The sequence below is a fragment of the Polynucleobacter sp. MG-Unter2-18 genome, from assembly GCF_018687675.1.
Classification (GTDB): Bacteria; Pseudomonadota; Gammaproteobacteria; order Burkholderiales; family Burkholderiaceae; genus Polynucleobacter.
Genome location: NZ_CP061302.1, coordinates 1,652,107 through 1,674,294 on the forward strand (window position 1 = coordinate 1,652,107; position 22,188 = coordinate 1,674,294).

Annotated in this window: 21 protein-coding genes; 13 read left to right on the plus strand and 8 right to left on the minus strand. The window is 47.4% G+C overall.

What is annotated here, in order from left to right:
- The first annotated feature begins 4 nt into the window (after positions 1-4).
- The gene (locus C2759_RS08700; RefSeq protein ID WP_046330724.1) at positions 5-1,507 is read left to right on the plus strand and encodes a tripartite tricarboxylate transporter permease; all 1,503 of its coding nucleotides are present in this window, start codon (positions 5-7) and stop codon (positions 1,505-1,507) included.
- A gap of 84 nt (positions 1,508-1,591) precedes the next feature.
- Positions 1,592-3,364, plus strand: coding sequence for a glutamine--tRNA ligase/YqeY domain fusion protein (locus C2759_RS08705; RefSeq protein ID WP_215354753.1), 1,773 nt, complete (start codon positions 1,592-1,594; stop codon positions 3,362-3,364).
- Here the strand turns inward: C2759_RS08705 and C2759_RS08710 are convergent.
- On the minus strand, positions 3,345-4,232 hold the full coding sequence (locus C2759_RS08710; protein WP_215354755.1) for an SDR family oxidoreductase: 888 nt from the start codon (positions 4,230-4,232) through the stop codon (positions 3,345-3,347). The genes C2759_RS08705 and C2759_RS08710 overlap by 20 nt on opposite strands.
- Before the next feature lie 36 nt (positions 4,233-4,268).
- Between C2759_RS08710 and C2759_RS08715 the strand changes: the two genes are divergently transcribed.
- Entirely contained in the window at positions 4,269-5,309 is a 1,041-nt protein-coding gene (locus C2759_RS08715; RefSeq protein ID WP_215354757.1) for a CDP-6-deoxy-delta-3,4-glucoseen reductase, read from the plus strand.
- 51 nt (positions 5,310-5,360) lie between these two features.
- Positions 5,361-6,554: an acetylornithine transaminase gene (locus C2759_RS08720; RefSeq protein ID WP_215354758.1), complete on the plus strand. Its 1,194-nt coding sequence runs from the start codon at positions 5,361-5,363 to the stop codon at positions 6,552-6,554.
- A 91-nt stretch (positions 6,555-6,645) separates the two neighbouring features.
- Here C2759_RS08720 and ispH read toward each other — a convergent pair whose 3' ends face one another.
- Positions 6,646-7,611 carry a 4-hydroxy-3-methylbut-2-enyl diphosphate reductase gene (gene ispH, locus C2759_RS08725; RefSeq protein ID WP_215354760.1) on the minus strand — a complete coding sequence of 322 codons (966 nt, stop codon included), beginning with the start codon at positions 7,609-7,611 and terminating at the stop codon, positions 6,646-6,648.
- Positions 7,612-7,614: 3 nt separating this feature from the next.
- A complete protein-coding gene (locus C2759_RS08730; protein ID WP_046330730.1) occupies positions 7,615-8,061 on the minus strand; it encodes a peptidylprolyl isomerase in 447 nt (148 codons plus the stop codon).
- A gap of 36 nt (positions 8,062-8,097) precedes the next feature.
- On the opposite strand from C2759_RS08730, the gene radC reads away from it, so the two are divergent.
- The 3 genes from radC to rpmG all read left to right on the plus strand — a co-directional run bounded on the left by radC (position 8,098) and on the right by rpmG (position 9,344).
- Positions 8,098-8,787: a DNA repair protein RadC gene (radC, locus tag C2759_RS08735; protein ID WP_215356747.1), complete on the plus strand. Its 690-nt coding sequence runs from the start codon at positions 8,098-8,100 to the stop codon at positions 8,785-8,787.
- A 144-nt stretch (positions 8,788-8,931) separates the two neighbouring features.
- A complete protein-coding gene (rpmB, locus tag C2759_RS08740; RefSeq protein WP_011903570.1) occupies positions 8,932-9,165 on the plus strand; it encodes a 50S ribosomal protein L28 in 234 nt (77 codons plus the stop codon).
- Between the two features lie 11 nt (positions 9,166-9,176).
- Positions 9,177-9,344: a 50S ribosomal protein L33 gene (gene rpmG, locus C2759_RS08745; RefSeq protein ID WP_015421876.1), complete on the plus strand. Its 168-nt coding sequence runs from the start codon at positions 9,177-9,179 to the stop codon at positions 9,342-9,344.
- A gap of 75 nt (positions 9,345-9,419) precedes the next feature.
- On the opposite strand, the gene C2759_RS08750 is transcribed toward rpmG, so the two are convergent.
- Genes C2759_RS08750 through purN form a run of 3 tightly spaced genes read right to left on the minus strand, consistent with a single transcriptional unit; the run spans position 9,420 to position 12,857 of the window.
- Positions 9,420-10,613 (minus strand): fatty acid desaturase, encoded by a 1,194-nt coding sequence (locus C2759_RS08750; RefSeq protein ID WP_215354763.1) that lies wholly within the window; start codon positions 10,611-10,613, stop codon positions 9,420-9,422.
- A gap of 28 nt (positions 10,614-10,641) precedes the next feature.
- Entirely contained in the window at positions 10,642-12,231 is a 1,590-nt protein-coding gene (locus tag C2759_RS08755) for an RsmB/NOP family class I SAM-dependent RNA methyltransferase (RefSeq protein WP_215354765.1), read from the minus strand.
- Complete coding sequence (purN, locus tag C2759_RS08760) at positions 12,228-12,857, minus strand: phosphoribosylglycinamide formyltransferase (protein ID WP_215354768.1); 630 nt, start codon at positions 12,855-12,857, stop codon at positions 12,228-12,230. Before purN ends, C2759_RS08755 begins: the two co-directional genes overlap by 4 nt.
- Before the next feature lie 51 nt (positions 12,858-12,908).
- On the opposite strand from purN, the gene C2759_RS08765 reads away from it, so the two are divergent.
- From C2759_RS08765 to dut, 5 genes are read left to right on the plus strand one after another with little or no spacing between them, the layout of a single operon-like run.
- A complete protein-coding gene (locus C2759_RS08765; protein ID WP_215354771.1) occupies positions 12,909-13,859 on the plus strand; it encodes a bifunctional riboflavin kinase/FAD synthetase in 951 nt (316 codons plus the stop codon).
- A complete protein-coding gene (ileS, locus tag C2759_RS08770) occupies positions 13,852-16,713 on the plus strand; it encodes an isoleucine--tRNA ligase (RefSeq protein WP_215354773.1) in 2,862 nt (953 codons plus the stop codon). The genes C2759_RS08765 and ileS overlap by 8 nt, the downstream gene beginning before the upstream one ends.
- Positions 16,714-16,743: 30 nt before the next feature.
- On the plus strand, positions 16,744-17,238 hold the full coding sequence (gene lspA / locus C2759_RS08775; RefSeq protein WP_215354775.1) for a signal peptidase II: 495 nt from the start codon (positions 16,744-16,746) through the stop codon (positions 17,236-17,238).
- Positions 17,239-17,247: 9 nt separating this feature from the next.
- Positions 17,248-18,459 carry a bifunctional phosphopantothenoylcysteine decarboxylase/phosphopantothenate--cysteine ligase CoaBC gene (gene coaBC, locus C2759_RS08780; RefSeq protein WP_215354777.1) on the plus strand — a complete coding sequence of 404 codons (1,212 nt, stop codon included), beginning with the start codon at positions 17,248-17,250 and terminating at the stop codon, positions 18,457-18,459.
- Between the two features lie 19 nt (positions 18,460-18,478).
- A complete protein-coding gene (gene dut, locus C2759_RS08785) occupies positions 18,479-18,928 on the plus strand; it encodes a dUTP diphosphatase (protein ID WP_215354779.1) in 450 nt (149 codons plus the stop codon).
- A 58-nt stretch (positions 18,929-18,986) separates the two neighbouring features.
- Here dut and clpA read toward each other — a convergent pair whose 3' ends face one another.
- Both clpA and clpS read right to left on the minus strand, forming a co-directional pair.
- The gene (gene clpA / locus C2759_RS08790) at positions 18,987-21,293 is read right to left on the minus strand and encodes an ATP-dependent Clp protease ATP-binding subunit ClpA (RefSeq protein ID WP_046330738.1); all 2,307 of its coding nucleotides are present in this window, start codon (positions 21,291-21,293) and stop codon (positions 18,987-18,989) included.
- Positions 21,290-21,646, minus strand: coding sequence for an ATP-dependent Clp protease adapter ClpS (gene clpS / locus C2759_RS08795; RefSeq protein WP_215356748.1), 357 nt, complete (start codon positions 21,644-21,646; stop codon positions 21,290-21,292). Before clpS ends, clpA begins: the two co-directional genes overlap by 4 nt.
- A 276-nt stretch (positions 21,647-21,922) precedes the next feature.
- On the opposite strand from clpS, the gene C2759_RS08800 reads away from it, so the two are divergent.
- Positions 21,923-22,126, plus strand: a complete 204-nt coding sequence (locus tag C2759_RS08800; RefSeq protein ID WP_011903586.1) for a cold-shock protein — start codon at positions 21,923-21,925, stop codon at positions 22,124-22,126.
- Positions 22,127-22,188 lie beyond the last annotated feature (62 nt).

The window sequence follows — 22,188 nt, forward strand, 5'->3', positions numbered from 1 at the left end:
AAAAATGGATTTATTTGCTAATTTAGCGCTCGGTTTCGACACAGCGTTTACCTTACAAAATCTGATGTACTGCCTGATTGGCTGTATCTTGGGTACCTTAATTGGTGTTTTGCCAGGCCTAGGTCCAATCGCGACAATTGCGATGCTCTTGCCAGCCACCTATGCATTGCCTCCGATTGCCGCTTTGATTATGTTGGCCGGTATTTACTACGGCTCACAGTACGGCGGCTCTACCACTGCGATTTTGCTCAACATCCCAGGGGAAACGTCCTCGGTAGTGACGGCGATTGACGGTTATCAAATGGCCAGAAATGGTCGAGCAGGCGTAGCTCTCTTTACTGCCGGCATGGGTTCATTCTTCGCTGGTTGCGTAGCAACACTGGTTTTGGCTGCATTTGCTGCACCACTCTCCCAACTGGCATTTAAGTTCGGTCCCGCTGAGTACTTCTCCTTGATGGTTCTGGGACTGATTGGTGCGGTCGTACTAGCTTCAGGCTCTTTAATCAAGGCGATCGGTATGATCATCTTGGGTCTCTTGATGGGCTTGATCGGTACTGACGTGAACTCCGGCGTATCACGCTACGCTTTTGATATTCCTGAATTAAGTGACGGCATTGGATTCGTAGCCGTTGCAATGGGTGTCTTTGGTTTTGCGGAAATTATGGGTAACCTGGAAAAAACTGGTGATGACGAGGGCTTCCTCAACAAACTCACTAGCATGGTTCCCTCTAAGCAAGATATCAAGCGCATGATTCCCTCCATCTTGCGCGGCACAACGATCGGCTCCATTTTGGGTATCCTGCCAGGCGGCGGCGCTGCTTTAGCGGCCTTTGGCGCCTACTCAGTAGAAAAGAAATCCTCCAAGTACAGCCATGAGTTTGGAAAGGGTGCGATTGAGGGTGTAGCAGGTCCTGAAGCAGCAAATAATGCTGCCGCCCAAACCTCCTTCATTCCATTGCTTACCTTAGGTATCCCACCGAATGCCGTCATGGCCTTGATGGTTGGTGCGATGACGATTCACAACATTCAGCCTGGCCCACAAGTCATGACCAGTAACCCAGCCTTGTTCTGGGGCCTGATCGCTTCTATGTGGATTGGTAACGTGATGTTGATTCTCTTGAACTTGCCACTCATTGGTATTTGGGTCAAGCTCTTGAAGATTCCTTATCGCTTCCTCTACCCAGCAATTCTGGTGTTCTGCTGTATTGGTGTGTATACCGTCAACAACACTGTATTTGACGTTTACGTAACCGCAGCCTTTGGTTTAATTGGTTACCTCTTCTTTAAATTGGGTTGCGAACCACCTCCATTGCTCTTAGGTTTCGTGCTTGGGCCAATGATGGAGGAGAACTTCCGTCGCGCCCTCTTGTTATCACGCGGCGACTTCACAACCTTCGTGACCCGACCGCTCTCCTTAGGTTTGCTGATTGCAGCAGCGCTCCTAGTTGTGATCGTGGCCTTACCTGCAGTTAAGAAAACCCGTGAAGAGGCATTCGTAGAAGAGTAATTCTCGAGCGCTTCCCAGGAATGAGCCCGCAGCAGTTTGCGGGCTTTTTTCTTTATAGGCAGGGGTTTTCTCTACAATGGGCGCATGTCCCAAGATAGCAAACCATCTAAATCGCCTGCCGGCACTCTTGCTGAGCCCTCTAACTTTTTGCGCCAGATCATCGATCACGACCTGGCGAGTGGGGCTTACCAGAATCGCACTAATCGAGATGGTCAAGCTATCCCCTCCATCATTACGCGCTTTCCACCAGAACCCAATGGCTATCTTCATATTGGCCATGCAAAAAGTATTTGCTTGAACTTTGGCTTAGCTGCTGATTACAACAATCAAGCGGGCGGTGCGCGTTGCAATATGCGCTTGGATGACACCAATCCAGTCAAAGAAGATGTTGAGTACGCTGACAGTATTTTGGATACGGTTAAATGGCTTGGCTTTGATTGGGGAACACATCTGTATCACGCGAGTGATTACTTTGATCGGCTTTATGAGTTCGCAGAAATTCTGATTCAAAATGGCAAGGCCTATGTTGATAGTCAGAGCGCGGATGATATTCACACTAATCGTGGCAACTTTGGTCAGGCTGGAAAAAATAGTCCGTATCGCGATCGCACGCCCGATGAGAGCCTAGCTTTATTCCGCGAGATGCGTGATGGAAAATATAAAGATGGTGAACATGTACTGCGCTTGAAGATCGACATGGCGCACCCAAATATTGTGATGCGCGATCCCGTGGTCTATCGCATTCGTCATACGGATCACCATCGCACTGGCAGTAAGTGGTGCATCTATCCTTTGTATGATTTCACACACTGTATTTCTGATGCCCTAGAAAATGTTTCACACTCTATTTGCACTTTGGAGTTTGAAAATAATCGCCCGCTCTACGATTGGATTATTGCCTCATTAGCTGAGCTGGGAATTTTCAAAAGTCCTGTTCCACATCAATATGAATTCGCCCGCCTCAACTTAACTTACACCATCACTAGCAAGCGTAAGCTCTTTCAATTAGTTGAAGAAAAGCATGTTGATGGCTGGGATGATCCAAGGATGCCAACGATTGTAGGCATCCGTCGCAGAGGTTATACGCCAGAGAGTATTCGCTTGTTCTGTGAACGCATCGGCGTTTCTAAAGCAGATAGCTGGATTGATATGAGCACCCTAGACCAAGCTTTGCGGGATGATCTTGAAGCCAAGGCTCCACGGGCCACAGCGGTTCTCAAGCCACTCAAGCTTGTGATTGAAAACTTTGATGCATCCGCGAGCGAGCCTTGCTCAGCTCCGCGCCATCCACAGCATCCTGAGTGGGGTAATCGTGAGTTTCATTTCACCAAAGAATTGTGGATTGAAGAAGATGACTTTATGCAAGAGCCCGTCAAGGGGTTCTTCAGGCTCTACCCGCCAGCAGGCGATCAAGCTGGTGGACGTGTACGTTTGCGTCATGGCTTTGTGATTGAGTGCACCGGATTTGAAGTAGATGCTCATGGCAAGGTGATTCAAGTTAATGCAACACACTTCCCAGACAGTAAGAGTGGTACACCTGGGTCAAATAATTACAAGGTCAAGGGCAATATTCATTGGGTCAGCGCTGCGGAAGCTGTGCCTGCACAAGTTCGCCTCTATGACCACCTATTTAATGACCCACATCCAGACAGTGGGGATAAAAATTTCCTGGACGCAATCAATCCTCACTCGAAGCAAACGATTACTGTGTACTTAGAGCCGTGCATGAAGGACGCCAAAGCGGAAGATCGTTTTCAGTTTGAGCGCCATGGCTACTTTGTTGCGGATCAAAGCGAATCAAAACCAGGTCAACCGGTATTTAATCGTACGGTCGGCCTTAAGGATTCTTGGAAATAGTTTTCAGAAACTCTGCCACGCTAGGATAGCGTAGCGGGGTTTTCAATTCGACTAGCCTTGTATTCGTTACGCGCCGCGACTCCCGCATAAAAGACCACAGCATGGGGGATACGATTTTCTCCAACTGCTCAGCTGGCAATCTGGGTGGCCGCTCTAAGCCAAACGCATCAGCTACTTCATCAAAGTAATCACCCATCTTGGTTTCACCACCGTCACATGCATTAATGACGCGCTGTGGCTTGCCGTGATAAACGGCAGCGCAAACTAATCTTGCCAAGTCATCACTCTGTATGTGGTTTGAGTAAGCATCCTCAGCTGGATTTAAGGCGGGGGTGCCGGCCTGAATACGCTCAACCGGCAAGCGGTCAGCAGCATAAATACCTGGCACTCGCAGAATAGTGAGGGCGACTCCATGAGCTGGCGCCCAAAGACGTAGGCAGTTTTCTGCATCCACCCTTCTCTTAGCTCGCTCGCTTTGAGGTTTAACCGGCGTCACTTCGCTTACCTTAGCGCCTGCGTGATCACCATAAACGCCTGTTGTGCTCACATAAATCACGCGCCCAACAGTATCAGAACCTTGGGCTAAAATTCGGAGGAGGTTGCGAGTTCGGCAATCACGATGACCTGTATTTTGGGGTGGTGCCAAGTGGATCACGGTTTGCGCTAATCCACTTAAACGCCACAAGCTATCGGGCTTATCCAGATCCCCCAAAATCGGAATCGCGCCAACCGCTCTCAACTCCTGAAAACGTGTTTTCTGGGAAGTTAAGGCGTATACGCGATGACTTCGAGCGAGCTGCTTGGCAACACGCAGACCAATGTCACCGCAGCCAACGATCAGGATTCGAGATTTACCAAAAGATTGCATAGATCACATCGTAACGATTTATTGAAAGGAATGAGAGTGTCTTATCAAGTCACGCTCAAGGCGAGCGGCAAACAATTTACCGTCCAGGAGGATGAAACCCTTCTTGAAGCAGCCTTACAGCAGGGCATCACCCTTCCCTATGGCTGTAAAAACGGTGCCTGCGGTTCTTGCAAAGGCAAAATCCTGGAGGGCCAGGTAGAGCATGGCCAGCATAGTGCCGCCGCTTTAAGCCCAGCTGATGAGGCCACCGGTGGGACCTTATTTTGCTGCGCCCACCCCAAGTCAGACCTTCTCATTGAAGCTCGTGAAATTCAAGGCGCTGGTGATATTGCCATACGGAAAGTGCCTTGTCGCGTGAACACTATTACAAAACCTAGTGCAGACGTGGCCATTCTTCAATTGCAATTACCAGCTGCCGAGCGCTTTCAATTTTTAGCTGGCCAGTATTTAGAGTTCCTACTCAAAGATGGGCAGCGCCGCGCGTACTCTATTGCTAATGCACCCGATCAAGAAGGTCCCCTCGAGTTGCATATTCGCCACTTGCCAGGTGGACTCTTTACCGACCTTGTTTTTGGCGCAAAAGATCCCGCGTTAAAGGAAAAAGATATTCTGCGTTTTGAAGGTCCATTAGGCAGCTTCTTTTTAAGAGAAGACTCTAAGAAACCTATTATCTTTGTTGCAGCAGGTACCGGCTTTGCGCCGATTAAATCCATCATCGAGCAAATGCAGCTTAAAAAGATCCAGCGTCCGATTCATCTGTATTGGGGTGGACGGCGCCCGAGCGACCTCTACCTCAATGAGCTCTGCCAGTCATGGGCAAAAGATATCCCTGACTTCAAGTACATCCCCGTCATTTCAGACGCCCTGCCTGAGGATCAATGGCATGGACGCACCGGCTTTGTGCACCAAGCTGTAATTGCAGATAATCCTGATATGAGTACCTACCAGGTCTATGCCTGCGGTGCTCCCGTCATGGTCAATGCGGCCCGCCAGGACTTTTCATCTCACTGTCATTTGCCTGAGGAAGAATTCTTTGCAGATTCTTTTACCAGCGCTGCTGACCTCGCGACAAACTAGTCTGCTAAGCGCGATAATAGAAACCTCATTTGATTTCACTTTGCATACGATATGAATAAGCCAGCCCAATCCGTAGATGCCCACTCAGTGATGTTTATCACCCCGCGACCAGAGTTGACTATGGTTGAAGGCAAAGGCTCCTGGCTGACTGATAACCAGGGCAAGCGTTATTTGGATTTCTTGCAAGGCTGGGCAGTGAACTGTCTCGGTCATAGCAACCCCGGCATGATTGAAGCGCTCAACGCACAAGCTAAGAAACTCATTAATCCGAGTCCTGCGTTTTATAACGAGCCAATGATTCGCCTATCGAATCTTTTGACAGAAAACAGTTGCTTTAACAAAGTATTTTTCGCTAATAGCGGCGCTGAGGCTAATGAAGGCGCCATTAAGTTGGCGCGTAAATGGGGGCAACTGAATAAATCAGGTGCCTTTGAAATCATCACCTTTGACCACAGCTTTCATGGTCGTACATTGGCGACGATGAGCGCATCTGGTAAACCAGGTTGGGACACCATGTTTGCCCCACAAGTTCCTGGTTTTCTTAAAGCGGATTTAAATGATTTAGATTCCGTCAAAAAACTAGTAACTGATAAAACAGTTGCAGTCATGCTTGAGCCGGTACAAGGTGAAGGTGGCGTCATTCCCACCACTAAAGAGTTTATGCAAAGCCTGCGTAAATTCACCCAAGAAAATAATATTCTGTTGATCGTCGATGAAGTTCAAGCTGGCTGTGGTCGTACTGGCACTCTTTTTGCCTATCAGCACTATGGCATCGAACCAGACATCATGACCTTAGGCAAAGGTATTGGTGGTGGCGTGCCATTAGCTGCACTGATGGCAACTGATGCGGTTGCTTGTTTTGTTCCTGGCGATCAGGGTGGCACCTATAACGGCAATCCACTGATGGTCGCAGTAGGTGTCAGCGTGATCGAACAATTATTGGCTCCAGGCTTCCTAGAGTCTGTGCGCACCAAAGGGGAATTGCTGAGCAAAGAGCTCCTCGCCATCTCCGCAGAATTTAATTTAGATGGCGAGCGCGGTGAAGGACTATTACGCGCCCTGATGTTGAGTAGTGATATCGGCGCGAAGCTAGTTGAATTGGCTCGCGATAGAACTCCAGAAGGCTTATTAATTAATTCTCCAAGACCTAATCTGCTACGCTTTATGCCAGCACTTAACATTACTGATGATGAAATCCGTCAGATGTGCAATATTTTGAGAGAGTTGCTCAAGCAGATAAGATAAGCCAATAAAATACGCAGATGAAATGCAATAAAGGGGCTCTAGGCCCCTTTATCTTTTATTGCAGCAATTACCTCAACAAAGGTCTTACTTACTAGCCAACTAAATTCTTTGGCAGTGAGAATATGACATCCTCCACCACGCCCTCTAGATTACGAATGTGACGCGGTCCAAATTCTTGAATCTTTGCCACAATCGAAAGGGCTAGGCTTTCAGGGGCTGATGCACCTGCAGTGAGGCCTACGCGCTTCTTGCCAACAAACCATTCGGCTTGAAGCTGCTCAGGTGCATCGACCATGTAGGCCGGTACACCTAGTTTTTCAGCTAATTCACGCAAGCGATTCGAGTTCGAGCTTGCCTTACTTCCGACCACAATAACTACCTCAACTTGAGGGGCCATAAATTTCACAGCATCTTGGCGATTTTGAGTGGCATAGCAAATATCTTGCTTGCGAGGTTGCACGATATTGGGGAATTTTTGAATTAAGGCATCGACAATTTCTTTCGTCTCATCCACGGAGAGTGTCGTTTGCGTAACAAAAGCGATTTTTTCATGCTCAGTAAAAGGCAGCTTAGCAATATCTGCCACCTTCTCAATCAGATGAACACCTTCCTTAACCTGACCCATCGTACCTTCGACCTCCGGGTGCCCCGCATGGCCAATCATCAATACTGTAAAACCATCCTTGCACATCTTGATGACTTCAACATGTACCTTTGTGACCAAGGGGCAAGTTGCGTCATATACCTGCAAGCCGCGTGCCTCAGCATCTTGACGAACTTCTTGAGAAACACCGTGGGCGCTAAACACCACAATTCCGCCTTTAGGAACTTCATGCAACTCCTCAACAAACACAGCGCCCTTATCACGCAGCTCATTCACGACGTAAGCATTGTGAACAATCTCATGACGTACATAAATTGGAGCACCAAAGCGTGTGAGCGCTTCATTCACAATATTGATTGCACGATCAACGCCCGCACAAAAGCCGCGGGGTTGCGCCATCAAAATTTCAGCAGTGCTTTCTCCGCCTGCTTGTGTATTCGTTTGTTTATTCATGGGCTACAAAATCGCAACAATTTGAGCTTCGAAGGTAACAGGCCTTCCAGCAAGTGGGTGATTGAAATCAAACCAGGCGCCTTCTTCGTTAATCGATTGCAGCACACCTGCGTATTGAGCGCCACCAGGCGCATTAAATTCAATGACATCGCCAGGGTTAAATTGCGCATCATCATCGCGACCTTCTTTAAGCGCATTCAGGGAAACCCACTGAATTAATTCTTCTTTACGCTCACCAAAGCTTTCTTCTGGTGGCAATAAGGCACTTTTCTTATCACCCACACCCAATCCGATTAATACTTTTTCAAAACAAGGCGCAAATTGTCCAGAACCCATCAACACCGTCGCAGGGCGATCGATAAAAGTATTGATGTAGTCATCCCCGCTCGGCAAAGTCAGCCGATAGTTGAGGGTCAGGAAGGAGTTGGGCAAAACCGTAAGCTTAGTCATAAGGTAATTGTATCTAGGCCCGACCGTAGCGTGCACTTGCCGATTACGGATTGGCCAAAAATGGAGCAACCCCGCGAAAAACTGCGCGCCCTTGGCGCCGCAGCCCTGAGTGATGGTGAGTTACTCGCTATTTTTCTACGTGTTGGGGTTAAAGGCAAAACCGCCGTAGCCCTGGCCGAGGACCTTCTCCATCATTTTGGCAATTTACCGCGTCTAACGTCCTGTACCCCAGAAGAATTAACCCAGATTCATGGCATGGGCATTTCTAAGTGGTCACAAATCCAGGCGGCCTATGAGCTTGTAAAGCGTAGCCTTGAGGAAACCCTCTCCCAAGACTCTGTCCTTACCTCACCAGGCTACGTCCGAGAGTTCTTGCAGGCCAGATTTGGGCGCCTGCCACACGAGGTCTTCCTATGCCTATACCTTGACTCCCGCTTACGCCTGATTGAGTGCCAGGAGCTCTTTAGAGGCTCCCTAAGCCATACCGCCGTTTACCCGCGAGAAATCCTTAAGGAGGCTCTTGCCAGAAACGCTAGCGCTCTGATCGTGGCACACAACCACCCCAGCGGAAATCCAAAACCAAGTGTTGCCGATCAAGAATTAACCAAGACACTAGCTAAAGCCCTGCAGTTAATCGATATCCCCCTGCTTGATCACTGCATTGTGAGTGATGGTGGTTTTTTCTCATTTTCTGATGAAGGTCTTATGAAAAATGATCTTAAATAGAAGTGAACACTAACTTAATGGCATGTTTTGACTTATATTGGCAACTATTTTTCCTGATGCTTAAAACTAAAGCCAATTAGGGGTAGATCAAAGTAGCTGGAGACTGATACAATCTTCTTTTTTCGCAATTAATGGAGTTATGTCATGGCAAAAGTTTGCCAAGTCACTGGGAAGAAGCCGATGGTTGGCAACAATGTATCCCATGCAAACAATAAAACGAAGCGTCGCTTTTTGCCGAATTTGCAAAATCGCCGTTTCTGGGTTGAATCTGAAAACCGCTGGATTAGCTTGCGCTTAACCAATGCTGGTTTGCGCGTGATCGACAAAAACGGCATTGATGCTGTCTTGTCTGATCTCCGTGCACGTGGCGAAATTTAAGGAGCGCACAAATGGCTAAAGGCGGCAGAGAAAAAATCAAACTAGAGTCATCAGCTGGTACTGGTCACTTCTATACAACATCAAAAAACAAGCGTACAAAGCCTGAAAAAATGGAGATCATGAAATTCGATCCAACCATTCGCAAGCACGTTGCTTACAAAGAAACCAAGCTGAAGTAACTTATCGATTCGATATTTAATTTAGCTAATAAAAAACCCGCTACATCAGCGGGTTTTTTATTGTCTTCGATTTCGTTAAGCGTAGCGACGCAATCTCAAAGAGAAGTCACGCAGGCTCGATAAACCACTCTCTTCAGCATGCTGGCACCACACATGCAATTGAGTCAGGAGCTGATCACCTGTGGCGTTAGATCGGCCCCAGATTGCTTGTAAATCACGACGCATCTCAATCATCTTTCGTAGCTGTGCATTCGTTGCCATCAACTCTTCAAGCTTCATTTTTTCTTCTGTAGTTAAGCGAGACTCATCTTTGCCCAACCAAGTACGCGCATCTTTTAAGTGAGCTGCGAGTACGTGCATGTGTTGAACTTCGTTGCTAAAGAAGGCGCCCAAAGTCTTACTGTAGCGAGCCATGATTTCATAACGATTAGCAATGATGGCTTCGAGTGTGCTTTGATCCGCAGGACGTAAGTCACTCAGCACCGGCTTTGGAGAAGTCTTTTTTACTTTCGCCAAGCCAACAGCACTCATGATCTGAATATACATCCAGCCAATATCAAACTCGTACCACTTACTGGAGAGCTTAGCGCTGGTAGCGAAGGTGTGGTGGTTGTTATGTAACTCTTCGCCACCAATCAAAATACCCCAAGGCAAAATGTTTCTTGAGGCATCTTCGCAATCGTAATTACGGTAACCCCAGAAGTGGCCAATACCGTTAATAACTCCAGCAGCAGTAATAGGGATCCACAACATCTGTACTGCCCACACAGTTAAACCAATTGCACCGAACAAGAGTACGTCGATGATCAACATCAAGGCTACGCCTTGCCATGAATACTTTGCATAGAGGTTGTGCTCAAGCCAATCATCGGGTGTGCCATGACCAAACTTATCTAAAGTCTCTTGATTGCGTGATTCGTTTTTGTATAACTCAGCACCACGAGAAAGCACAGTATGAATACCCAAAACTTGCGGGCTATGCGGATCATCCACGGTTTCACACTTGGCGTGGTGCTTACGATGAATCGCCGCCCATTCTTTGGTCACCATACCAGTTGTTAGCCAGAGCCAAAACCGGAAAAAATGGGACACGATGGGATGCAATTCCAGAGCGCGGTGCGCTTGGCAACGATGCAGAAAAATGGTGACCGCAGCAATGGTGATATGGGTTGCAACTAAAGTAAAAACTAGGATTTGCCACCAAGCCCAATTTAAATAGCCATTGGAAAGCCAATTGAGGAATAAATCAAAACCAGAAACTGTGTTCAAAAGGGTATCCCCAGATAGGTCTAAAACCTTATTTTAGTTCTTTATCAGCTTTCTTGCTTTTGACTTTTACCGACTTTTCGTCATCTTTATCGACAGATGCCGCTAAAATAGCCGCTTTCTTCTGAAAAACAGCCCCAAAGAAGCCATCAGTCCCATGAATATGAGGCCATAACTGCCACCACGGGTTGTCAGGACTGCAACCCAAAGGCATTTTATCCTTTGGAAACAATGCTTTAAGAACCTCAGCAGCAGGAACAACCTCAAAATTAGGGTGCTTTACCAAGAAATCTTCTGCAATTTGCTGGTTTTCTTGCGGCAACAGGCTACAGGTGGCATAAACCAAGCGGCCACCCGGTTTTAGTAAACGGCTTGCGGAGGCCAAAATATTCATCTGCTTTTGATTCAGCTCCAAAACACCTTCTGGAGTCTGGCGCCATTTGAGGTCGGGGTTGCGTCGCAATGTACCCATGCCACTGCAAGGAGCATCTACTAGGACGCGATCAATCTTCCCAGCCAAGCGCTTGATCTTGGAGTCATTCTCACTATCAATCCAGACAGGATGCACATTAGAAAGGCCGCTACGGGCTTGTCTAGGTTTTAAATTAGCTAAGCGACGCTCTGACGTGTCCAGGGCATACAAACGGCCTGTGGAGCGCATGATTGCCCCAATTGCCAAAGTCTTACCTCCGGCGCCAGCACAAAAGTCCACCACCATCTCGCCACGCTTTGGTGCCAGTAAGTAAGCCAATAACTGACTACCTTCATCTTGAACCTCAAACATCCCCGTCTTAAAGCTCACAGTATTTTGCAAAGCGGGCTTACCCATGATGCGAACACCATCAGGCGCATACGGAGTTGGAATGGCTTGATAGCGACCACCAAGAGCGTTCATCTCTGCAAGCAATTGCTCGCGAGTGGTCTTCATGGTGTTCGCACGCAAATCCAAAAGAGCTGGATGCATGAGTGATTTAGCTAACGCTTCACGTGACTCTTCACCGGGATATTTTCCAAATGCATCCCAAAGCCATTCAGGTAAATTATTTCGAACCAGCGAATTGAGTGCTGATGGATCGACTGTTGCAAAACGCTGCAACCACTCATATTCGCCTGTTTTCAATACATGAGCTAAGTCGGCAATAGCACTCTCTGCACGGTTAGCAGAGCCTAGACCACCCTCGGAGAGAGCAGACAGCAAACCTAATAGGGCTAAGCGTCTAGCCTGTGAACCCTCGCCGCTAGAAGCAAATTGTGAGAACTCATTCTTGCGACGCAGGATGGCAAAAGCACTCTCAGCAATCAAGGCGCGGTCACGATTACCGAGCTGAGGCTCAGAGCGGAAATAGCGACTCACCACACGATCAGCTGGTTGCTCGAAATTAAGCAACTCTGGCAGCAGACGCTCTAAGTGAATTGCGTGTTGAGGCAAAGCCTTGGCATTAGAAAAGTTTTTTTGACCTTCTGGCGCGATGATATTGCCACTGGCGTTGCGACGCTCTGGGCGACGCATTGGATCTTTGGATTTGGCGGCATAACTTTTTTGTGGGCCTAAGCGTGACCCAGATCTTGATCCTGATTTGCTGCCTGCGCTAGCTGCGCGTGATGAACGTTCTTTACTCATAATTTTATTAATTGCGACTCCGGTGGTTTAACCTGAACTTGATTACCTTCTATTCGCAATCGTCCATCTAGGAACCATTTTACGGCCCGCGGATAAATCTGATGCTCAGCAGCCAAAACTCGCGCAGCCAAAGTATCCACATCGTCACCGGGAAGCACTGGAACGGAGGCTTGGCAGATGATAGGGCCCTCATCTACGCCCTCGGTAACAAAATGCACGCTAGCGCCATGTTCAGCTACCCTAGCCCCCAAAGCCCGCTCATGGGTATGCAATCCTGGGAAGGCTGGCAGTAATGCGGGGTGAATATTCATCAGGCGACCCTCAAAATGGCGAATAAAGCCCGGGGTCAGAATTCTCATAAAACCAGCCAGAACCACTAAATCAGCCCCTAATTCATCGATTTTCGCTATGAGAGCAGCATCAAAGGACTCACGCGTAGCGTGCTCCCGGTGCTCAATGGCAAAAGCTGGAATGTCCTGAGAGCGAGCAAAATCAAGGCCCTTGGCAGCAGAGTGGTTAGCAATGACGCCGGCAAAAGTAACCGGCCAATGCTCTTTTTGAGCTGTTTTGACGATAGCCTCGAAATTAGATCCGCGGCCTGAGATTAAGGTGACGATAGATGGCATGCCCACAATATAATTGATGGTTACCCCGAAAGCGACCCTGAAAGTGATTTAGTGAACGTATTCCGTGGCCCCACCCAGTTTTCTGCAGGACCGGCTTGTGCCTTAAGCATCGGTAATTTTGATGGCGTGCACAGGGGTCATCACGCCCTACTCAAGGAGCTGAAAGATGGCGCGCAAGAACGAGGTTTAGTTAGCTGCGTCATGACTTTCGAACCGCACCCTAAAGAATTCTTTTCCCCAGAACAAGCACCGCCACGAATCCTCAACTTGCGTGACAAGCTGGCTGCCTTTGCTGACATTGGCATTGATCGCGTAGTAGTGGAGCATTTCAATAGTGCATTTGCGCGCCTTACTCCCGAAGAATTTGTTTCTGAGATCATTGTCAAGCGACTCAATGCCAAATGGATTTTGATTGGCGATGATTTTTGCTACGGAGCTAAACGTGCGGGCAACTTTGCAAGCCTCAAATCAGCTGGCGAACAATTTGGGTTTGAAGTTTCTAGTATTCATACCGTTCAAGAAGGTGGCGAAAGAATTTCTAGCTCGGCACTACGTAATGCCTTGGCTATTGGGGACATGGATCAAGCCAGTAACTTACTAGGTCGTCCTTACGGTATCTCCGGTCATGTCATTCACGGGCAAAAGCTAGGTCGTACTTTAGGGTTCCCAACATTGAATCTCGCTGTTGCTAATCACCTGCATCACCGCAAGCCTGCCTGCTCTGGCATCTTTACTGCACAAGTCTTGGGGCTTGGAGATAAGCCACTGCCTGCTGTAGCCAGTCTCGGTGTGAGACCAACGGTAGAAGATGAAGGTCGCGTATTGCTTGAGACTCATATTTTTGATTACAACGCCGATGTCTACGGAAAAATTATTACCGTAGAGCTCTTAGAAAAAATTCGGGATGAGGCGAAGTACTCTGACCTCGATACACTTACCAAAGCGATTGCATCTGATGCAGCGCATGCCAGAAATTATTTCCAGAAAAAATCTTATGTCTGAAAAAGAAAACTCTTATCCCGTTAATCTTCTAGAAACATCGTTTCCGATGCGGGGAGATTTACCGAAACGTGAACCACAATGGGTTGCACAGTGGCAGAAAAATAAGCTTTACGAAAAGATTCGTGTGGCACATGCTCACCAGCCAAAATTTATTTTGCATGATGGTCCTCCCTATGCAAATGGCGACATTCATATTGGTCATGCGGTAAATAAGATTCTTAAAGATATGATCGTAAAGTCCCGCTGGTTAATGGGCTTTGACTCTGCATATGTTCCTGGCTGGGATTGCCACGGTATGCCGATTGAGATTCAGATTGAAAAAGAATTTGGTAAAAATTTACCGACTGCTGAAGTCCAATCAAAAGCACGTGCTTACGCTAAGGTACAAGTAGATAAGCAGAAGAAAGATTTTGAGCGTTTGGGCGTGCTGGGTGATTGGAACAACCCGTATCTCACTATGAACTTCCGTAATGAGGCCGATGAAATTCGTGCACTCGGCAAGATCTGGGAAAAAGGTTATGTTTTCCGCGGCCTAAAGCCAGTGAACTGGTGTTTCGATTGCGGCTCTGCACTGGCTGAAGCTGAAGTGGAATATCAAGATAAAACTGATCCAACAGTAGATGTGGGATTTGCTTTTGATGATGCGCAACGCCCGCAACTAGCAAAAGCATTTGGACTATCTGAGATCCCAGCTAAGCCTGGAATGATTGTGATTTGGACAACAACACCTTGGACCATTCCATCCAATCAAGCATTAAATGTTCATCCTGAACTGACTTATGCGCTTGTAGATACAGGCAACAAGTTACTCATCTTGGCAAAAGACCGCGTAGAAACTTGTCTAGAAGATTTTGGTCTTACAGGTAAAGTGATTGCTACTTGCCTGGGTAATCAATTGGCCAATATTTCTTTCTGGCATCCACTAGCTTCATTGCATGAAGGCTATAAACGCCTCTCACCAATCTACCCAGCTGAATACGTCACTTTAGATACTGGTACTGGCGTAGTACATTCTGCACCAGCCTATGGCGAAGAAGACTTTAAGTCCTGTAAAGCAAACAACTTGGCTGATAAAGATATCTTGAACCCAGTGATGGGCAATGGTGTCTATGCCTCTTGGCTCCCACTCTTTGCCAATGAATATATTTGGAAAGCTAATCCCAAGATTGTGGAGGCCATGCGCGAGGCAGGAAGCCTCTTGCGAGATAAGACCTATACCCACTCTTACATGCATTGCTGGCGTCATAAGTCGCCGATTATTTATCGTGCGACCTCACAGTGGTTTGCGAGCATGGATAAAAAACCATCTGATGGCAAAGCCAGTCTGCGCGAGGCGGCTTTAGTTGGGATTGAAAATACCGAGTTCTTCCCAGCGTGGGGTAAGCAACGCTTGAATAGCATGATTGCTAATCGTCCTGATTGGACTTTGTCTCGTCAACGCCAATGGGGCGTACCCATGGCTTTCTTTGTTCATAAGGAAAGTGGTGAGCCACACCCACGCACAGTGGAGTTGCTTGAAGAAGTCGCTTCGCGCGTTGAAAAAGAAGGTATTGAAGCTTGGCAAAAACTCGAGGTAGCTGAACTACTTGGTGATGAAGCGGCTCAATACGAAAAGAATCGCGATACCTTAGATGTATGGTTTGACTCTGGCACTACCCATTGGCACGTTATTCGTGGCTCACATCGTGCGGAACTTTATCGTCCTGAAGCTGAAAATGCAGATGGTCGTTTAGCTGACCTCTATTTAGAGGGTTCAGACCAACATCGTGGGTGGTTCCACTCTTCTTTACTTACTGGTGCCATGCTCGATGGCAAGCCACCCTACAAAGCACTACTGACGCACGGCTTCACAGTTGATGGCCAAGGCCGCAAGATGAGTAAGTCTGTGGGTAACGTGATTGCCCCTCAGCAAGTTGCCGATAAGTTGGGTGCGGAGATTATTCGTCTCTGGGTGGCATCTACCGACTACTCCGGCGAGATGACCATCTCCGATGAAATTCTGAAACGTGTGGTGGAAAGCTATCGCCGAATTCGCAATACATTGCGCTTCTTGTTAGCCAACTTGTCTGACTTTGATCCCAGCAAGCATACGATGCCCGCAAGCGAATGGCTAGAGATTGATCGTTACGCAGTTGCACTCGCCAATCAGTTGCAGCAAGATGTACAAGCGCATTACCAGGCTTATGAGTTCCAGCCCGCTGTAGCGCGCATGCTGACCTTCTGCTCAGAAGATTTGGGTGGCTTTTACTTAGATATCCTAAAAGACCGCCTCTACACGAGCGCTCCCGACTCGAAAGAACGTCGCGCAGCACAAAACGCGCTCTTCCATATCACCCGCAATCTACTCAAATGGCTAGCTCCTTTCCTCTCCTTTACCGCTGAGGAAGCCTGGTTGTCATTCCCGCATGGTGCAGATGAAATGGCCAAAGAGTCTATCTTCATGGAAGAGTTCGGCACTTTCCCAGAAATCGCTCACGCTACTGAGCTCCTCGCTAAATGGAATCGTGTTCGAGAAATTCGTTCCGAGATCACTAAAGCCATTGAGATTGAACGTGAAGCTGGTAATGTAGGCTCATCTTTGCAAGCGGAACTCACGATCAAAGTAGGCGATGTCGATTTTGCAATTTTGCATTCTCTTGAAGATGACTTACGCTTTGTTACCATTACTTCTAGTGCCAAACTAGAGCTCAGTAATGCAGGCCTTGAAGTACTCGTACGCGGTAGTCAATATAAGAAATGTGGTCGTTGCTGGCATCACACTCAAGATGTTGGCTCTAACACTGAGCATCCAGAGCTGTGCGGTCGTTGCATCAACAATCTTTTTGGAAATGGTGAATCTCGCCTTTTTGCATAAAGAACATAGTAAAAAGATCGCCACCCCATCATGAGTACAAATCCCTCCTTTCTCCGTTATCTAGCGATTGCAATCGTGACGCTCTTACTTGATCAGCTGAGTAAATGGTCTGCCTTAAGCAACTTGCAGTTAGGAGTACCTGAACCGGTTTTGCCATTTATGAACTGGTTGTTGCTATTTAACCCAGGCGCAGCCTTTTCATTTTTAGCGCAAAGCTCTGGATGGCAACGTTGGTTCTTTACAGTCCTGGGCTTAGCAGCGTCAGCCTACATTCTTTGGCTGTTGCGAAAGAACTTAGAGGACAAGATGCTCTGCTGGGCTCTTAGTCTCATTTTAGGCGGTGCATTAGGCAATGTCCTAGATCGCATCATGTATGGCGCTGTGGTGGACTTCATTGACCTGCATTACGCTAACTGGCATTGGCCAGCATTCAACATAGCGGATAGCGCGATTTGTATCGGCGCAGCCCTCATTATTTGGGGCGAGTTACGCAAGTCATTTGGCAAAAATCCCCAATCCCTTTAAGCTGGCGCCATGCAATCACTTTTAAATAAGAAAATCGTTCTCGGCATTTCTGGTGGCATTGCGGCTTATAAGTCTGCGGAACTAGCACGCCAGTTAATGCAAGAAGGTGCCAGCGTCCAAGTGGTGATGACAGAAGCTGCACAGCAATTTGTGACGCCTGTCACCATGCAAGCGCTTACTGGCAACCCCGTTTACACGAGCCAATGGGATAGCAGCATTGCTAACAACATGGCACATATTGAACTCTCTAGAGCTGCCGATGCAATTTTAATTGCGCCCGCAAGTGCGGATCTCATGGCTAAACTTTCCCTCGGATTGGCTGATGATTTGCTGAGTACTTTGTGTCTAGCAAGAGATTGCCCGCTCCTGTTAGCTCCAGCGATGAACAAACAAATGTGGGAGCATGCAGCTACACAAAGAAGCGCAGAACGGCTCATTGCAGATAAAGTCACCTTACTCGGCCCTGCAAGCGGATTCCAAGCCTGTGGTGAAGTCGGCTTTGGGCGCATGCTTGAGCCCGTAGAAATTACCGAGCAACTCATAGCATTCTTTCAGAAGAAATCACTCCTCGGAAAACGTGTACTGATTACAGCTGGGCCTACTTTTGAGGCGATTGATCCGGTGCGTGGCATCACCAATCGTAGTTCAGGTAAGATGGGCTTCGCCATTGCCCGTGCAGCTATTGAAGCTGGCGCAGAGGTGCACTTAGTAGCAGGCCCCTGCGATCTCACCACACCATTAGTGGCAACTGGAAAAATTACCCGCACTAATGTGGTTAGTGCCAAAGAAATGCATACAGCCACCATGCAATCTACTGACTGCGATATCTTCTTTGCAGTTGCTGCGGTCGCTGATTGGGGCGTTGCCAAGCCAGCTAAAGAAAAAATTAAGCGCCAGGGTAAGCAAGCTCCAAATTTAGAATTTGTGGCCAACCCAGATATTCTTGCTGATGTAGCAAAAACGGTTAAAACTAATGGCGGTAAGTTGCATCCTTACTGCGTTGGCTTTGCAGCAGAGTCTACTGATCTCCAAAAGCATGCCCAAGAAAAGCGTGAACGTAAAGGCATTCCGATGATCGTCGGTAATATTGGTCCAGATACCTTTGGCAATGATCTTAACCAACTACTCATCGTTGATGAAAGTGGTAGCAAGAAAATGGCTCAGGCCGAAAAGCTTCAGCTTGCACGTCAGCTGATTCAGTTAGTCGCCAAGAAAATTTAATCTCGCTTTAGGAAATTCTATGCAACAACTTCAAGTCAAAATTCTCGATGAACGTATGCGCGATCAATTGCCTGCATATGGAACCCCTGGAAGCGCTGGATTAGATCTGCGCGCCTGTATTGATCAAGCAATTGAAATTGCTCCTGGACAAACAGTCCTCGTTCCAACGGGTTTAGCGATTTATGTAGAAGATCCACGTTATGCCGCATTCATCTTGCCGCGCTCTGGTCTTGGACATAAGCATGGGATCGTTCTTGGCAATTTAGTGGGATTAATTGATTCGGATTACCAGGGTCAACTGATGGTGAGCACCTGGAATCGTGGCTCTACACCATTCAAATTAGAGCCCATGGAGCGCTTAGCGCAATTGGTAGTGATGCCAGTACAACAGGTAGAACTCAAAGTCGTTGAAGAGTTTACTGAGAGTAGTCGTGGGGCTGGTGGGTTTGGCAGTACAGGTCGTAGCTAATCTAGATACTTTAGTCTTATCCAATAAAAAACCACCCGTAGGTGGTTTTTTATTTGCCTTAAATCTCCTCGACCGGAGCTACATCAGCTTTTGGCCGCTTACCGGGGATTGCTGGAGCATCAAACTGAAGTTGAACCTTACCATCAGCGTCAATATCGACATCCACGTGACCACCCTGCGCCAACTTGCCAAATAGCAATTCGTCAGCAAGTGCTTTGCGTACCGTATCTTGAATGATTCGCTGCATTGGTCTTGCGCCCATGAGCGGGTCAAAACCATGTTTAGCCAAATGGGCACGCAATGCCGAACTAAATGTAGCATCCACCTTCTTCTCATGGAGTTGCTCTTCTAACTGCATCAAGAACTTATCTACCACACGCATGATGATGGTCTCATCAAGCGCCTTGAAGGAAACAATCGCATCTAAACGATTCCGGAATTCTGGCGTGAAGAACTTCTTGATATCCGCCATCTCATCACCAGACTCACGCGCATTAGTAAAGCCGATGGTGGACTTCTGCATTGCTTCTGCACCAGCATTCGTTGTCATGATGATGATGACATTACGGAAATCGGTCTTGCGACCGTTGTTGTCCGTGAGGGTGCCATGATCCATGACCTGCAAAAGGATGTTGAAAATATCTGGGTGTGCTTTTTCAACCTCATCGAGCAAGAGAACACAATGCGGCTTCTTGTTAACAGCCTCAGTTAGCAAGCCACCTTGATCAAAGCCCACGTATCCTGGTGGCGCACCGATTAAACGACTGACTGCATGACGCTCCATATACTCAGACATGTCAAAGCGGAGAAGCTCAATACCTAAGATGTAAGCAAGCTGCTTAGCAACTTCTGTCTTACCTACACCAGTTGGGCCTGAGAATAAGAATGAGCCAATTGGCCTATCGATTTTGCCAAGTCCAGCACGAGTCATCTTAATTGCACTCGCTAGAGCCTCGATGGCAGGATCTTGACCAAACACCACACTCTTAATATCTCGATCTAATGTTTGCAGCTTGCTACGATCATCCACCGTTACAGATTGTGGCGGTATGCGAGCGATTTTTGCGACGATCTCTTCAATCTCTGGGCGACCGATCGTTTTCTTCTGCTTAGATTTTGGCAGAATACGTTGCGCTGCACCCGCCTCATCAATCACATCAATTGCCTTATCTGGCAAATGACGGTCATTGATATAACGTGAAGATAATTCAGCGGCAGCTACTAAGGCTGCGGAAGCGTATTTAACTCCGTGATGCTCCTCAAAGCGCGACTTCAAACCACGCAAAATTTGCACAGTCTGATCGACAGTTGGCTCAACCACATCCACTTTCTGGAAGCGGCGTGATAAAGCAGCATCTTTTTCGAAAATGCCTCGGTACTCAGTAAAGGTCGTTGCACCGATACACTTGAGCTGACCATTTGATAGCGCAGGCTTTAGTAAATTGCTTGCATCCAATGTACCGCCCGATGCAGCACCCGCACCAATTAAGGTATGAATCTCATCGATAAATAAAACGCCGTGGGCGCTATCTTTTAAAGACTTAAGAACACTCTTCAAGCGCTGCTCAAAATCTCCGCGGTACTTAGTGCCCGCCAATAGCGCACCCATATCGAGTGAATAGACTGTGGCATCAGCCAAGATCTCAGGGACATCACCCTTCACAATTCTCCAAGCCAAGCCTTCAGCGATCGCAGTCTTACCCACGCCCGCCTCACCCACCAATAAGGGGTTATTTTTACGACGACGGCACAGTACCTGAATGACTCGCTCAACTTCACTATCGCGACCAATCAGCGGATCAATCTTGCCCTGCTTAGCCAGTACATTCAGGTTTTGGGTGTATTGCTCTAAAGGACTCTCTTTGCCGCCAGATGATGCATCCTCGGTCTCTTGGGTAGCTTCAGCAGGCTTCACACTCTCAGCTTGATCTTTGCGTACACCGTGGCTAATAAAGTTCACTACATCCAAACGAGTGACGCCTTGCTGTTGCAAGAAATACACTGCATGCGAATCTTTTTCACCAAAGATGGCTACGAGTACATTTGCCCCGGTAACTTCTTTCTTGCCATTTGAGGTAGATTGGACGTGCATGATAGCGCGTTGAATCACACGCTGAAAACCCAGAGTTGGTTGGGTATCAACCTCATCGCTACCTGGGACCACAGGCGTATTGTCGTTAATAAAATTTTTCAGCTGGGCACGAAGCTCAGCGATATTGACAGCGCAGGCCTTTAAAACCTCCACTGCGGTCGCGTTGTCTAGTAAGGCGGCAAGCAAATGCTCCACCGTAATAAATTCATGTCTTGAAGCTCGCGCATCAACAAACGCCATGTGCAAACTTACTTCTAATTCCTGGGCAATCATGCTTCCTCCATAGTGCACTGTAGTGGGTGACCCGCTTCGCGGGAGAGCTCGATAACTTGATGCACTTTTGTTGCTGCAACATCACGTGTAAATAAACCGCAAATGCCTTTACCAACTAAATGAACCTGCAACATGATCCGTGTAGCTGTTTCATGATCCTTATTAAAATACTCCTGAATGACCATCACCACAAATTCCATTGGCGTGTAATCGTCATTTAATAGTAAAACTTTATACATCGAAGGTGACTTTAATTTCTCAGCCTGCTTTTCGAGAAGAATAGTGTCTTCAATTTGGGGGTTGTTTGGATTGCCAACCGTTGGATTTTTCGTTGTACGACTCATATGAAACATTCTAAACACAGATACAAAAAATAGGATTTCGGAGCTTTGTTGCAAAAAAACCATTAAGAAAGGCCCTTAAACACTATATTGGGGCATTTTTCGATAAAAAAAGGGGGGATTAATAGTAACTATATTTACCCACCCCCTTGACACCCCACCGTAAAGGGCAAACAATCAAGGGGTAGGCTTTATTTAAAGTCCTATTTAGGCGTGTTGTAGAGCGAGACTGATTAAAAAGTATTCACCCTCATCACGGTTGTTTTAAGTTTATGTAATGGAGTTCGCATGGCGACCGGAATTGTTAAGTGGTTCAATGATGCAAAAGGTTTTGGCTTTATCAAACCTGATGATGGTGAAGAAGAGTTGTTTGCGCATTTCAGCGCAATCACAATGCCTGGGTTTAAAACACTCAAGGAAAACCAAAAGGTAACGTTTGATATTACCCAAGGTCCTAAGGGCAAACAAGCTACTAATATCCAAGCAGCTTAATCTGCTTTAGATCATTACTAAAACCCAGGACTTGTTCCTGGGTTTTTTTTCGCCTGTATTTT